This is a genomic window from Lentzea chajnantorensis, assembly GCF_054300775.1.
On the sequence record NZ_JBSDZT010000002.1, the window covers coordinates 6,122,200 to 6,135,615 of the forward strand.

Here is a 13,416-nt window from a genome sequence, read left to right on the forward strand (position 1 = left end):
CGACATTGCCGACACGGGTCGTCTCAATTACGTTGCTCGCGTGCCGGGACCCATCCAGTCGATCGAACGCGCCGCAGCCGTGCTGCGGCTTCTCGCGCGCGGGTCCGGCCACCACGGTCTCACGGAGATAGCCGCCTCGCTCGGTCTGGCCCGCGGCACCGCGCACGGGATTCTCCGCACGCTGCAACGGGTCGAGTTCGTCGAGCAGGACTCCGCGACCGGCCGCTACCGGCTCGGCGCCGCCCTGCTGCACCTCGGGACGAGCTACCTCGACGCGAACGAGCTGCGTTCCCGATCGATCAACTGGGCCGACACGCTCGCCGCGCGCTCGGGTCAGGAGGTGCGGATCGGCATGCACCACGACGGCGCCGTGCTCGTCGTGCACCACGTGTTCCGCCCGGACGACTCGGTGCAGACGCTCGGCATCGGCGCGATGCTGCCGTTGCACGCGACCGCGCTGGGCAAGGTGCTGCTCGCCTACGACCCGGACCTGTCGGCGGCCGCGCGCAAACGGGAGCTGACGTCGCTGACCCGCCGCACGATCACGCGCACGCAGGCGTTGGAGCGGGTGCTGACCGAGGTGCGCGCGCAGGGCTGGGCGGGCGAGGCGGAGGAGTACATGCCGGGTGAGGCGAGCATCGCCGCGCCGATCCGCATCCCCGGCGGCCTCGTGGTCGGCGCGATCGGCATCTCCGGCGCCGTGGACCGGCTCTGCGACTCCACCGGCCGGCCGCGCACGGCGCTGGTGCGCCAGGTCGTGCAGGCCGCCGACGCGGTCACCACCTCACTGGTCGACGAGAACTGAGAGGACCGGCGTGCAACGCTTCGTGATGGCGATCGACCAGGGCACGACGTCGACCCGGTGCATCGTGTTCGACCAGAACGCCCGCCTGGTCGCGGTCGCCCAGCGCGAGCACCGCCAGTACCGCCCGCGGCCGGGCTGGGTCGAGCAGGACGCCGTGGAGATCTGGCGCAACGTCGACCGGATCATGCCGCAGGCGTTGCGGCAGGCGGGGATCACCGCCGACCAGGTCGTGGCGCTGGGCATCACGAACCAGCGCGAGACGTTCGTGGCGTGGGACCGGCACACCGGTGTCCCGGTGGGACGCGCGATCGTGTGGGAGGACATCCGCACCGAGGAGCTCGTCGCGCGACTGGAGGGGCAGCCGGGCATCGAGGAGGTCCGCGAACGCTGCGGCCTGCCGCTCGCGACCTACTTCTCGGCGCCGTCGCTGCGGTGGCTGCTCGACACCGTGCCGGGCGTGCGCGAGCGGGCGTCCCGCGGTGACGTGCTGTTCGGGACGATGGACACCTGGCTGATCTGGAACCTCACCGGCGGTGTGAACGGCGGCCTGCACGTCACCGACGTGACCAACGCGTCCCGCACGATGCTGATGAACCTCAGCACCCGCCAGTGGGACCCGATGCTGCTGGACTTCTTCGGCGTGCCCGCGGCGATGCTGCCGGAGATCCGGCCGTCGTCGGAGATCTCCGGTGTGACGGCGCGGGTGGTGCCGGGCATCCCGATCACGGCGGCGCTGGGCGACCAGCACGCGGCGCTGTTCGGGCAGACGTGCTTCGAGAAGGGCTCGATCAAGGGCACGTACGGCACCGGTGGGTTCCTGCTGATGAACACCGGCACCGAGCTGGTGCGGTCGAAGCACGGCCTGCTGACCACGATCGGGTACCAGATCGGTGGTGAGCCGACGTACGCGCTGGAGGGCTCGATCGCCGTCGCCGGGTCGCTCGTGCAGTGGTTCCGCGACAACCTCGGCCTGATCCACTCCGCGCCGGAGATCGAGACGCTGGCCCGCACGGTGAAGGACAACGGCGGCTGCTACATCGTGCCGGCGTTCTCCGGGTTGTTCGCGCCGCACTGGCTCGCACAGGCGCGTGGGATCGTCGTCGGCTTGACGTCGTACATCAACAAGGGGCACCTGGCGCGGGCGGTGCTGGAGGCGACCGGGTGGCAGACGCGTGAGGTGGTCGACGCGATGAACGCCGACCTGGGCGCGCCCACGCCGGTGCTCAAGGTGGACGGCGGCATGACCGCCGACCACCTGCTGATGCAGTTCCTCGCGGACGTGCTGGACATCCCGGTGATGCGGCCGCTGGTGGCCGAGACCGTGTCGCTGGGCGCGGCCTACGCCGCCGGGCTCGCCTCCGGCTACTGGCCGGACCTGGAGGGGTTGCGGCGCAACTGGCACCTGGCCGCGCGGTGGAACCCCGTGATGGACGCGGCGCACCGGGAGAACGAGTACGCGAACTGGAAGCGGGCCGTGGAACTGACGTTCGCCTGGGCCCGCTCGACCCCGTCCGCTTAGGCATCTGCAAGTACTGCCAACCACCACGTTGGTAGTACTTGCAGATGCTCCAACAGCAGGGGGCTAGGCGCGGTTTGACCGCACCCAGGCCGCGATCTCGTCCGCGTCGATCGGCAGCGCGTCCGACAGGACGTCGGCGCCGTCGCCGGTCACGACCAGGTCGTCCTCCAGCCGCACGCCGATGCCGCGCAGCTCCGGCGGCAGCGTCTCGTCGTTCGGGTGGAAGTACAGGCCCGGCTCGACGGTCAGCGCCATGCCGCGTTCGAGGATGCCCTGCTGGTAGGTCTCCTGACGGGCGTCGGCGCAGTCGTGCACGTCCAGGCCGAGGAAGTGCCCGGTGCCGCAGACGATGTAGCGGCGGTGGTGCTGGCCGGACGGGTCGAGCGCCTTGTCGACGCTCACCGGCAGCAGGCCCCAGTCGTGCAGGCCCTCGGCGAGCACGCGCATGGCGGTGTGGTGGAAAGCGCTGTAGTCGTTGCCCGGCTTGATTTCCGCGAGCGCGGCGACGTGCGACCTGAGCACGAGGTCGTACACCTGGCGCTGGGCCGCGCTGAACTCGCCGCCGACCGGCAGCGTGCGGGTGACGTCGGCGGTGTAGAGGGTCTTGGTCTCCACGCCGGCGTCGAGCAGCAGCAGGTCGGCGTCGCTCACCTTGCCGTCGCAGCGGGTCCAGTGCAGCACCGGGGCGTGCGGTCCGGACGCGACGATGGAGGTGTATCCGGGCCCGTTGCCCTCCGTGCGCGCGCGGCGGTCGAACGTGCCCTGCAACCAGCGCTCTCCCCCGCCGCGCACGGCCTGGCCGAGCTCGCCCGCGACGTCGAGGAAGCCCCTGACCGTGGCGTCCACGGCCTGGCGGAGCTGGTCGACCTCCCAGTCGTCCTTGATCCGCCGCAGCTCGGACAGCACGGTCCGCAGCTCGTCGCTGTGCGAGCCGGTGAGCGCGTCCAGCAGCGGGTCGACGCCCTTGGCGGTGAGCGTCTCGGGGTGGCGGCCCTGGAGCGCGCGCGGCAGGTCCTCGATCGGGCGCACGGTGAGGTCGAGGGCCTCGGACCACTCCTTCGTGCCCGCCGCGGCACCGATCCAGAATGGGCTGCGGTCCGCGTCACCGAAGAAGTCCACGGTGTGCGGCTCGGACGGCGTCGGCACGAACAGCGTGGCGTCGTCGTTCTCGACCACGACGACCGCGCCCTCGACCTGGCAGCCGGTCAGCCACACGAAGTCGCTGTCCGCGCGGAACTCGTGGAACGTGTCGTTCGAACGCACGTGGGCGCGTCCGGCGGCGAGGGCGATGCGCCGGCCGGGGAGCTGCGCGGCGAGCTTGGCCCGGTGCTGCGCCGCGGCCTCCTTCGCGCCCGCCGGGAGGTCGATGGGGTTGTCCCACTCGCCCCAGCCGTCGCGGATGTAGGTGCGGAAACCGTCCGCGTCCACCAGTTTCGCCATGTCACGGCGTGTGCGGGCCAATTCTCGTCCTTCCGGGGGTCTGTTTTCCCACAGCCTCCGCCGAACGGAGGGCTTCCGCCCATCCGACTTGGAGATAGCCTCGTCCTATGGAACTGGAGATCCGCCACCTGCGGGCCATCTGCGCCATCGGCGACGCGGGCAGCCTCTCCCGCGCGGCGACCCAGCTCGGCATCTCCCAGCCGTCCCTCACCACCCTGCTGCAACGGGTGGAACGCCTGGTCGGAGGCCGGTTGTTCGACCGAGGACGGGCCGGCGCGGAGCCCACACCGCTGGGTGCGCAGATGCTGCAACGCGCGCGGTTGCTGCTGGTGGAGCTGGACGCGTTCGGTGCGTCCGTGGCCGGTCGTGGCGGGCCGGTGCGGTTCGGTTCCGTGCACATGGAGTGCGTCACGAGGTTGTACACGCGCCTGGAGGAAGCGCTGGAGGACGTCACGCTGCACGTCGATCCGTCGTCCACGGGCCTTGCGCTGGCGTTGGCCAACGGCCACCTCGACGCCGCCGTGATCGCGGTCGACGAGGACGGCGACCTGGGCTTGCCACGCGGCGTGGCGCAACGGGTCGTGGTGCCGTGGGTGCCCGTGCACATCGCATTGCCCGCCTCCCACCCGTTGGCCTCTCGGTCCGAAGTCGAGCTGGCGGACCTCGCCGGTGAGGCGTGGGTGGGGCCGCCGGGTGCCGAGGACGGGTCGCTGACGGCGTTGCGCGCGGCCTGCCGGGCCGTCGGGTTCGTGCCGAAGATCCGGTTCGAGGTGCCCAGCGGTGCCGGACGGCAGCTGATCGCGGCGGGCAAGGCGGTGCAGCTGGTCGAGCCGACCTCGCGGGGCGGACAGGGCGTGACCGTGCGGCCGTTGGCGGGGGCGCCGATGCGGCTGAGGGTGGTGTTCTGCTGGCGGCGGGAGCGGCTGACCTGGGACCAGGCCAGCCGCATGTTCACCGACGTGCTGGAGGCGTACGCCGCCGCCGCGCTGGCCAGCCCGGCGTTCCGGCCGTGGTGGGAGGAACGCGGCGCGGCCCTCACAGCGAGCTGAGCCAGCCGTACTGCTCAACGCGTACGAGGCGGCTGATCGCATCGAGGTCCTCCGCAGGGGTGTGAGGTGTTCGGTAGCGTCACACCGCCCGCCGGCCGGGGAGCATCTCTACTCGGCATAGCCTGCCACTATGGGAGCGTCTCACTCCGGCTTCGTGGGCTGCGCGAACAGCAGGTGCCGCACCCGCGGCTCCTCGCGCGCCAGCTCACGGGCGATCCCCTGGTTCTGCTGGTCCACGACGGTCCCGCGCTCCAGGTGCTGCCGCAGGTGCTCCTGCCAGGTGGCCACGGTGAACGTCTCCAGGAACACGTCCGGCTGCTCGGTGTCGCGGAACAGCCCCCACATCGTCGCCCCGGTGCGGCGGCGGGCGCGGCCGACCTTCTGCATGGCGTCGACGAACCGGTCGTGGTTCTCGGGGGCGACGGGCCATTCGACGGTGACCAGGACCGGACCCGCGTCGGTGTCGTCGAGCTGGGGCGGTTCGTTCCAGTAGGTGGCGGGGGTGACGTCGAGCGGGCGGTCGATCAGGGGCCACCAGCGGGTGGCGACCAGTGCCAGCACGGCCATCGCCACCGCGGGGACGATCATGGCGGGGTGCAGGCCGTAGACGTCGGCGACGGTGCCCCACAGGACGGCGCCGAGGGCCTGGCCGCCCATCAGGATCAGCTGGTAGTAGGCGAGCGCGCGAGCCCTGGTCCAGGCGGGGAGCAGGACCTGGGCGATGGCGTTGAAGGTCGACAGGGTGGCGATCCAGCAGGCACCGGTCAGCAGCATCGCGACGATGACCAGCGGGAAGCTGCCGACCAGCACCGAGGTGCTCGTGGCCAGCGCGTAGACCAGCGTGGCGCCCAGCACCATGCTGTTCTTGCTCATGCGCTGCAACAGTTTCGGCACGACGAAGGCGCCACCGATCGCCCCCGCGCCGACGCTGCCGAGCAGGACGCCGTAGCCGCCGGCGTCGAGACCCAGGGGGCCGCGGGCGATGGCGGGCAGCAGGGCCCACAGCCCGCTGCCGAAGACGATGAACACCAGCAGCCGGGTGAGCACCCGGCGGAACAGCGGTGAGCTGGCCACGTAACGGGCACCGGTGCGCACGGCGGTGGCGATGTGCTCGGTCCCGAGTGGACGGTGGTCGGACGGGCGGCGCCAGCGGGCCAGGACGATCAGCACGCCCAGGAACGACACGGTGTTGAACGCGAACGTCGCCTCCGGACCGGCCAAGGCGATCAGCAGACCGCCGAGCGCGGGGCCGATGGCGCGGCCGACGTTCATGTTGACGCCGTTGAGCAGCGCGGCCTGCGGGATCTCCTCGCGGCTGACCAGCTCCGGCTGGATCGCCTGGAACGACGGCATCGACAGCGCCTGGCCCATCGCCATCAGTGCGAGCAGCGCGAGCAGGCTCGACGGGGTCGCCCGGTCGGTGCCGGTGAGCAGCATCAACCCGGCGGCGCCTGCCAGCATGAGCGCCTGGCCCGCGAGCAGGACCCGGCGGCGGTCGAGGATGTCGCCGAGCGCGCCGGAGGGCACCACCAGCAGGAACACCGGCAGGGTGGTGGCCGTCTGGACGAGCGCGACCTGCAGTGCGCTGCCGCCCAGGTCGCCCATGAGCCACTGGGCGCCGACGGTCTGCGCCCACGTTCCGATGTTGCTGGCGAACTGGGCCAGCCACAGGGCCCGGAAGGCGCTGCGGCGCAGGGGCGCCCACGCGGAGACGGTCACGCTCCGATCTTCACACCTGCGGGTGCGGGTCGCCGACCGCCAGGACAACACCTTCGGTTTGCGCTGAAATCATCAAACGCACGAGAAATGAGATTCGGGCACCCCCGTTGTCGCTAACGGGTTCGTATCGGCGACCCCCCAAATGGATGTGATTTGCATCACTACGACTCACCTGAAGCACCCCGCCGGAATCGACGAGCAACCAGTTCGCGTCGACACGGAGCGCGACTTGGCAGCGCTCCCAGACCCTGGTCTCACGCGGGCTTCCCAGGCCTGGCGACACGGAAGCGGGCCGAATGCGGGCAGTGCGGCGGATCGTGAACATTCCGTCTCAACCGGGTACGCAACCCCACAATGATGAACGCCCGAGCCGTTCCTGCTCGATACTGCGCGCAACGCAGGCAGAGCAGAAAGGTTCCGAGCACTCGTGATCACGCCCGAGTACTTGCTGTCGACCCGCGAGTTCGAGGTGCTGTGGCAGACGCTGCGGCTCGGCAGAATGCCGTACCCGCTCGACGTGCCCAGCGAAGGAGCTACCGCGAGCGAGCTCACAGCGTTGCAGGAACGGACGATCGCGGACCTGCGGAGGCGCGGGCTCGCCGATGACGCGCGGCTCGAGGACCTGATGCGCCTGCTCGGCGAGCACGACGTGTCCGTGGACGCCGTCGCCGGGCTCGACCGGACCGTGCGGGCGCTGGCCGCCTCCGACGGCAACGAGGGCGTGCTGGCCGTGATCGACGGTGACGCCGTCGGCCTGTCCGAGATCAGGCCCACCGCGCTGGCCCGCGAGATCGTGCGGGTCCTGCCCCACGGCGTTGCCGGACCCGGCAGCGCGCTGTCGGTGCGGCTGGAGACGTTGCAGCAGGCCGTGGCGCTGCAGGAAGCCGAGCAGGACGAGGAGTCCGAGGACCCGTGGGGTGCGGCGGACGACGAGCTCGACGACCGCCAGGCACTGCTCAGGGCGGGGTTGTCAGCGCAGGACGCGCGCCAGATGGACGAGCTCGCGGCGAACCGCGTGGCAGGCGGCCAGTTCGGCGTGACGCACGGCCGGCACCGCGCCGACGTGGTGATCAACTGGTTCGACACCCACCAGGGCCGCTACCTCATGGTCCGCTCCGACGGGTGGCTCAGCCTGTCCCCCACCGACAACGACCGGATCGCCATGCGGATCGACTCCGTGCTGACGTGACCGGCCGCGGTCTGATCGGATCGGGCAAGTCGGGCTTCCACGGGAACGCCCGCGTTCCGCTAACCTCAAGACAGCCCTAAATCACACATTCAGACCACTGTGACTTCGGTCACACCGGCCCTGTCGAGGGCAGATCCGATGGCGTGGACGGAGATCGAAAGCCCGAGCGGGCAACGTCCCGAGAGCGCTTCCACAACCTGCGGAAACGACATGCTTGTTACAGTCCGTTCATCTGGAGCCGGCGGTTTCCCTCCACTGCAACGCTTTGCGCGGACAAGTCTCAATTGGGACAGGCCTGGAACGGAACGCGCGATGTGCGAAAAGACCCCCGATACTGCCCGCATGTACATCGTCGGTGACAAAGAGGCTGTCCCGCTCGGCGAGACCGTCTCCTCGGGGCAGGTTCAGCTCGACCCGGCAGCGGGTGAGGAGCTCCGCAAGCAGTTCCAGGCCCAGATAGACCAGGTCGACTCCTGGATCGAACGCGCGACCAGCAGCATCGCCCGCCCGGCTCCGCTCGGAGCGAACCCGGTCGGCGACAAGATGCGCGACAAGTTCACCCACCGCGCGGACGGCGAGCAGTACTCGTTCGTCAGCGTCATGACCGCGTACCGCACGGTTCTCGAGCAGACGAAGAACTCGATCGTCGAGGCGATCGAGAACTTCACCCGCCTCGACGAGGACCAGCAGGCCGAACTGAAGAAGCACATGGGCAACAGCTGATCTTGTGGCCAGTTGACCCAACGACGTGAGAGGCGAGCCGGTCATGCCCCCCGAGACCGTCCCGAGCGACATCGAGAACGTCCCGGTCCTCACGGACCCGCAGAACTGGGCGTCTCGTTCGCACCAAGAGCTGTACGCCGCGGTGCACAACAACAACGACCCCGGTCAAGCCGGCCAGATCAGCTCCGACTGGGGCAAGTACGGCACCGAGCTGACCGAGGCGTCGCGCACCATCAACTCGGTCATCGCGGCGTCGGAGTCCAGGTGGACCGGTGACGCCGCCGAGGCCGCCCGAGCCGCGATGAAGAAGCTCGGGGACTGGGTCGACGAGACCGCTCGCACCGCGGTCGAGGTCGGCGCCAAGGTCGCGGACCAGGGCCGCGTCATGGAGAACGCCCGCGCGCAGATGCCCCAGCCCGTCCAGTTCGACTGGAACAAGGCGGCGGCCGCGCTGTCGCAGCCGGGCACGCCCGCGTTCGTGCTGGCCTCAGCGGACATCGCGCTGGCCAACGCCGCCTCGCGCGCGGCGCACGAGCAGGCCGTCACCGTGATGACGGACATGGAGAACAACTCCCGTCAGATCGACTCGACGACCCCGACCTTCAAGCCGCCGTTCAACCCGAACACCGGCCAGGTCGAGCAGCCGGTGATGGCGGTGCGGCGCATGGGAGACGTGCCCACGCTCAACGGCAACGCGGACGCTCTCACGGCGACGCACGCGCAGAGCGGTGCCGGTGTGGCCGCTCCCCCGTCCCCCGCGGGTGCCGGAACCGGAGCCGGCACCACGACCGGGACCCAGCCCGCCGCAGCGGCCTACACGCCGACCGCGCCCGGCTACACCGGTGCCGGAAACGGCGGTGGCGGTGGCGCCGGCGCGAACTACACGCCGCAGATGCCCGGCTACAACCCCGGCAACACGAGCACCAACACCTCGGCGGCGTACACGCCGACCGCGCCGGGCTACACCCCGCAGCTGGGTGGCAACTCCGGCAACACGTACCCGAGCGGCAGCGGTGGCGGCGGCGGCAGCTACACCCCGACCGCGCCGGGCTACACGCCGCAGCTCGGCGGCACCGGCACCGCCAGGCCCGGCGGCGGCCAGAACCAGAACATCCCCAGGACCCCGGTGGTCGGCAGGGACATCGCGAACCCGAACTACACCCCGCAGAACCCCGGCTACACGCCGCAGAACCCCAAGGGTCCCGCGGCGTACACGCCCACCGCGCCCGGCTACAACGGCCCCGGCGGTGCGGGCGGTGGAGCCGGCGGTGGCGGCGGAGCCGGTGGCGGTGGCGGCATGAAGGGCGGCCCGATGCCGTACACCCCGCAGATGGGCGCGGGTGGCGGTGGTGGCGCCGGCGGCGGTGCGTTCGGCGGTGGCGCGGGTGGTACCGCGGGTGCCGGTGGCGCGATGCAGTCCGGTGGCGCGGCGGGTGTCCAGAACGCGGCCCGCGGCGGCATGCCGATGGGCATGGGTCCCGGTAGCGCCGCGGCGGCCGGTGCCGGCATGGGTGCGGGCGCGCCGATGGGTGGCGCTCCGGGCGGCGGCGGCAGGGGCGAAGAGGACAAGGAACACCGCTCCGCCAGCTTCATCATGGGCGGCGACCTGTTCGAGGTCCCCGGTGAGAACCTGCCCCCGTCGGTGATCGGTGCCGCGAAGGTCAAGAAGCCGAAGGGGGCAGAGCCCGCGTGATCACGCCTGAGTTCCTGCTCACGCCGCGCGAGTTCGACGTCCTGTGGCACGCGCTGGACCTCGGCAGCGTGCCCTACCCGCTGGACGTGCCCAGCGAGGGCGCGACGGAGCAGGAACGCCGTGTGCTGACCGAGAGGACGCTCGAGGACCTGCGCTCGCGCGGTCTCGTCGACAACGAGCGCCTCGAAGGTCATCTGCGGCTGCTCGACGACCACCGGGTGTCCGTGGACGCCGTGGCCGGACTCGACCGCACGGTGCGGGCGCTCGCCGTCTCGAACGGCGAGCGCGCCGCGCTCGCGATCATCGACGACGACCGGGTGGGGCTGCTCGGAATCCGGGAGACCGGCATCGCCCGCGAGATCGTCAAGGTCCTGCCCGACGCCGTGCCCGGTCCGGGCACGGCGGTGAACGTGCGGGTCCAGTCGCTGCAGGACGCCGTGGCGCTGCAGGAGACCGAAGGGGCCAAGTCCGCGGACGACCTGTTCGGCGAGGGCGGGGTGGACGACCAGGAGGCGCTGCGGCAGGCCGGTCTGTCCGCCCAGGACGCCAAGCAGTTCGACGAGCTGGCCTCGAACCGCGTCGCGGGTGGCCAGTTCGGCGTCACCCTCGGCCGGGAGCGGTCGGGTGTCGTCATCAACTGGTTCGACACCCACCAGGGCCGTTACCTGATGGTCAACTCGGACGGCTGGCTGAGCCTCTCGCCGACCGACAACGACCGCATCGCAACCCGTATCAACGCTGTGCTCGCGTGATCTGACGCGTCTCAGTTGAACCGCCGCCGCCGGAGGACCGTGTGAACCCCGCGAACCCCACCCAGTGGGTCGAAGAGTACGAGGCCAAGCTGGCCGACCTGAAGAAGAAGTCGGAGGACCTCACGGAGAACTTCGCGGCCGCCTCCGCCACCGTGTCGTCCAAGGACGGCTCGGTGACCGTCACGGTGGGCCCGAACGGAGGCCTGCAGAACCTGCAGCTCGGGCACCGCGCGGTCGAGCTGGGCGCCGCCCGGCTCACCGCGGCGATCCTGGAGACGGCGCGGCAGGCCCAGAAGCAGGCGGCGTTGCAGGTCCTGGAAGCTCTTCAAACCGCTCGGCGAGGGCACCGAGGCCTACCAGATGGTCTCGGACTCCATCCCGGACGACGACGAAGCCGAAGACACCGGCGACACCTATGACGAGATCGACGACGACCCGGAACCGGCCCCTGCGGCACCGCCGGCGTCCCGGCCCGCGGCGGCTCCCCAGCCGCCGCCCGTCCGCGGCAGGCGCCGCGCGGACGACGACGATGACGACGACAACCAGCCCTGGTAAGGAACAGCGATGACCGCGCCGGAAACTCCACTCCCGTCTCCTCCCGGGATGAACATCACCGAGGAGAACAAGCTCAAGGGCTCGCTGTTCATCGAGGCCTACGGCAGCCTGATCGACGGCATCAGCAAGGACGCCGAGAGCGAGACCGAGAAGGCCCTGGACATCACGTTCAACGCCATCGGCGCCGCCTCCGCCACGGTGATGCTCGCGATCGACCCGCTGGGCAGCATCATCGGTGCCGGCGTCGGCTGGCTGATCGAACACGTGTCGTTCCTGCGCGACGCCCTGAACCAGCTGATGGGCAACCCGGAGGAGATCCAGGCCAACGTCGAGGCGACCAAGGCCCGTGCCGCCGAGCTGCGCGTGCTGGCCGAGGACCACAAGAGCGGTCTCGCGACGTTCGACGGCTGGACCGGTCAGTCCTCCGAGCGCTTCAAGACGTCCATGGACTCCATGTACCAGGAGCTCGACGACCTGGCCAACGCCGTCGAGACCAAGGCCAAGATCACCGCGATCATGGGCATGCTGGTCACGGTGCTGCGCGACATCGTGCGCGACCTGATCGCCCAGCTGATCGGTTCGCTGATCGGTGGCGCGATCCTCGCCGCCGCCGCGATGATCCCGACTTTCGGCGCCTCGATCCCGATCTTCATCGGCTTCGCCGTCGGCAAGGCCGTCGCGCTCGGCGTCAACATCGCCTCGCGCGTCGCCCGCGTCGTCGCCGCGCTCGCCCGTCAGATGAAGCGCATCGGCGACCTCGACGAGATCATGAAGAAGGTCAGCAAGGGCTGGGAGCGGTTCGAGAACTCCGCCGACGCCGCCGAGATCACCTACGAGGGCTACAAGGCCCAGGACGGCGTCAACGACAAGATCGACGAGGCGCTCCAGAACAAGCAGGGCGGTGGCAGCGGCACGGCTCCGAGTGCCACCACCGGTGAGACCACCACGGGCACGACCGGCACCGCCACGGCGACGCTGCAGAACTCGGTGCGCCTCGCCGACGCCGAGCCGACGCAGGCCCGCATGGCGGTGCACCAGGCAGAGCAGTTGCAGCCGACCCATGCCGTGCGGGCGATGCAGGCGGAACCGCTCCAGGCGACTCACGCCGTGCGGGCCATGCAGGCGGAGCCGTTGCAGCCGACTCACGCCGTGCGGGCGCTGCAAGCGGAGCCGTTGCAGCCGTTGCAGCCGTTCCAGCACGCCGAGCCGATGCAGCCCCTGCAGCGCGTTGAGGCGATGCACGCCGTCGAGCCGATGCAGGCCGTGCACCGCACCGAGGCGGTTCAGCCGTTGCAGCCCATGCAGCGCGCCGAGGCCGTGCAGGCGCCCATGGCGTTCCAGCGCGGCGAGGCCGTCGAAGCGCCCATGGCGTTCCAGCGCGCCGAAGCGGTCCAGGCCCCGATGGCGTTCCAGCGCGCGGAGGCCGTGGAGGCTCCTGTGGCGTTCTCCCGCGGCGTCGCTTCGGACTCCACGATGGTGTCCGGCGTCAGCATGACCTCGGGCGGCTCGCTGCACGAGGCCGTGCAGCCGATGCAGGCGCGTGAGGCCTACACGAGCGCGGACACGCAGTCCGAGCCGTTGCAGCAGACCACGGCCTATGAACCGCTCGCGCGCACGCAGGTGTCGCACGCGTACGACGGTCTCGAACCGTCGCAGCCGCGTGAGGCCTACTACGCCACGGGCATCGAGGCCGAGTCCGCCGTCTACGAGAACGTCAACCCGCTCGTGGCGAACGAGCCGTTGCGCGCGGTCGCCGCCTACGAGGTGGACGCTCAGGCCAGCGGTGCGGCGGCGGAGCCGGTGCGGCCGACGTTCCAGCGTTCCGTCCGGCCGACCGAGTAAGTCCAGCCAACAGCCGGGATCCGAGGTCCCGCCTTGTTCTGACGCAGTACTGGAGAAGCACCGCCCATGGCCAAGGGGAACGTCAATCCCAACCCGTCGCCGAACCCGGGAGCGAACCCGCCCCCCTCGG

At 70.7% G+C, this 13,416-nt stretch carries 11 protein-coding genes; 9 read left to right on the plus strand and 2 right to left on the minus strand.

Annotated features, from left to right (window positions below):
* Nucleotides 1-40: 40 nt before the first annotated feature.
* Nucleotides 41-805: an IclR family transcriptional regulator gene (locus ACVDFE_RS29905; protein ID WP_360384753.1), complete on the plus strand. Its 765-nt coding sequence runs from the start codon at nt 41-43 to the stop codon at nt 803-805.
* A 25-nt stretch (nt 806-830) separates the two neighbouring features.
* Nucleotides 831-2,324 carry a glycerol kinase GlpK gene (glpK, locus tag ACVDFE_RS29910; protein ID WP_360384996.1) on the plus strand — a complete coding sequence of 498 codons (1,494 nt, stop codon included), beginning with the start codon at nt 831-833 and terminating at the stop codon, nt 2,322-2,324.
* Between the two features lie 63 nt (nt 2,325-2,387).
* Here the strand turns inward: glpK and ACVDFE_RS29915 are convergent, their stop codons facing one another.
* The gene (locus tag ACVDFE_RS29915) at nt 2,388-3,764 is read right to left on the minus strand and encodes an aminopeptidase P family protein (protein WP_458432779.1); all 1,377 of its coding nucleotides are present in this window, start codon (nt 3,762-3,764) and stop codon (nt 2,388-2,390) included.
* 107 nt (nt 3,765-3,871) lie between these two features.
* Between ACVDFE_RS29915 and ACVDFE_RS29920 the strand changes: the two genes are divergently transcribed.
* Nucleotides 3,872-4,813: a LysR family transcriptional regulator gene (locus ACVDFE_RS29920; protein WP_360384757.1), complete on the plus strand. Its 942-nt coding sequence runs from the start codon at nt 3,872-3,874 to the stop codon at nt 4,811-4,813.
* Between the two features lie 141 nt (nt 4,814-4,954).
* Here ACVDFE_RS29920 and ACVDFE_RS29925 read toward each other — a convergent pair whose 3' ends face one another.
* Entirely contained in the window at nt 4,955-6,532 is a 1,578-nt protein-coding gene (locus tag ACVDFE_RS29925) for an MFS transporter (protein ID WP_360384759.1), read from the minus strand.
* A 427-nt stretch (nt 6,533-6,959) separates the two neighbouring features.
* Here ACVDFE_RS29925 and ACVDFE_RS29930 point away from each other — a divergent pair, with 427 nt between their 5' ends.
* From ACVDFE_RS29930 to ACVDFE_RS29955, 6 genes are all read left to right on the plus strand, one after another.
* The gene (locus tag ACVDFE_RS29930) at nt 6,960-7,721 is read left to right on the plus strand and encodes an ESX secretion-associated protein EspG (RefSeq protein ID WP_360384761.1); all 762 of its coding nucleotides are present in this window, start codon (nt 6,960-6,962) and stop codon (nt 7,719-7,721) included.
* Nucleotides 7,722-8,063: 342 nt separating this feature from the next.
* Nucleotides 8,064-8,444: a hypothetical protein gene (locus ACVDFE_RS29935; RefSeq protein WP_360384763.1), complete on the plus strand. Its 381-nt coding sequence runs from the start codon at nt 8,064-8,066 to the stop codon at nt 8,442-8,444.
* Between the two features lie 43 nt (nt 8,445-8,487).
* Complete coding sequence (locus ACVDFE_RS29940) at nt 8,488-10,137, plus strand: PPE domain-containing protein (protein WP_458432780.1); 1,650 nt, start codon at nt 8,488-8,490, stop codon at nt 10,135-10,137.
* A complete protein-coding gene (locus ACVDFE_RS29945) occupies nt 10,134-10,889 on the plus strand; it encodes an ESX secretion-associated protein EspG (protein WP_360384767.1) in 756 nt (251 codons plus the stop codon). Before ACVDFE_RS29940 ends, ACVDFE_RS29945 begins: the two co-directional genes overlap by 4 nt.
* Nucleotides 10,890-10,930: 41 nt before the next feature.
* Complete coding sequence (locus ACVDFE_RS29950) at nt 10,931-11,308, plus strand: YbaB/EbfC family nucleoid-associated protein (RefSeq protein WP_458432781.1); 378 nt, start codon at nt 10,931-10,933, stop codon at nt 11,306-11,308.
* 184 nt (nt 11,309-11,492) lie between these two features.
* Nucleotides 11,493-13,286, plus strand: coding sequence for a hypothetical protein (locus ACVDFE_RS29955; RefSeq protein ID WP_458432782.1), 1,794 nt, complete (start codon nt 11,493-11,495; stop codon nt 13,284-13,286).
* Nucleotides 13,287-13,416 lie beyond the last annotated feature (130 nt).

Excerpts from the sequence above, each read along its gene's own strand:
- glpK (WP_360384996.1), top strand. The coding sequence starts at position 831 with ATGGCGATCGACCAGGGCACGACGTCGACCCGGTGCATCGTGTTCGAC.
- ACVDFE_RS29915 (WP_458432779.1), bottom strand. The coding sequence starts at position 3,764 with ATGGCGAAACTGGTGGACGCGGACGGTTTCCGCACCTACATCCGCGAC.
- ACVDFE_RS29920 (WP_360384757.1), top strand. The coding sequence starts at position 3,872 with ATGGAACTGGAGATCCGCCACCTGCGGGCCATCTGCGCCATCGGCGAC.
- ACVDFE_RS29935 (WP_360384763.1), top strand. The coding sequence starts at position 8,064 with ATGTACATCGTCGGTGACAAAGAGGCTGTCCCGCTCGGCGAGACCGTC.
- ACVDFE_RS29940 (WP_458432780.1), top strand. The coding sequence starts at position 8,488 with ATGCCCCCCGAGACCGTCCCGAGCGACATCGAGAACGTCCCGGTCCTC.
- ACVDFE_RS29955 (WP_458432782.1), top strand. The coding sequence starts at position 11,493 with ATGAACATCACCGAGGAGAACAAGCTCAAGGGCTCGCTGTTCATCGAG.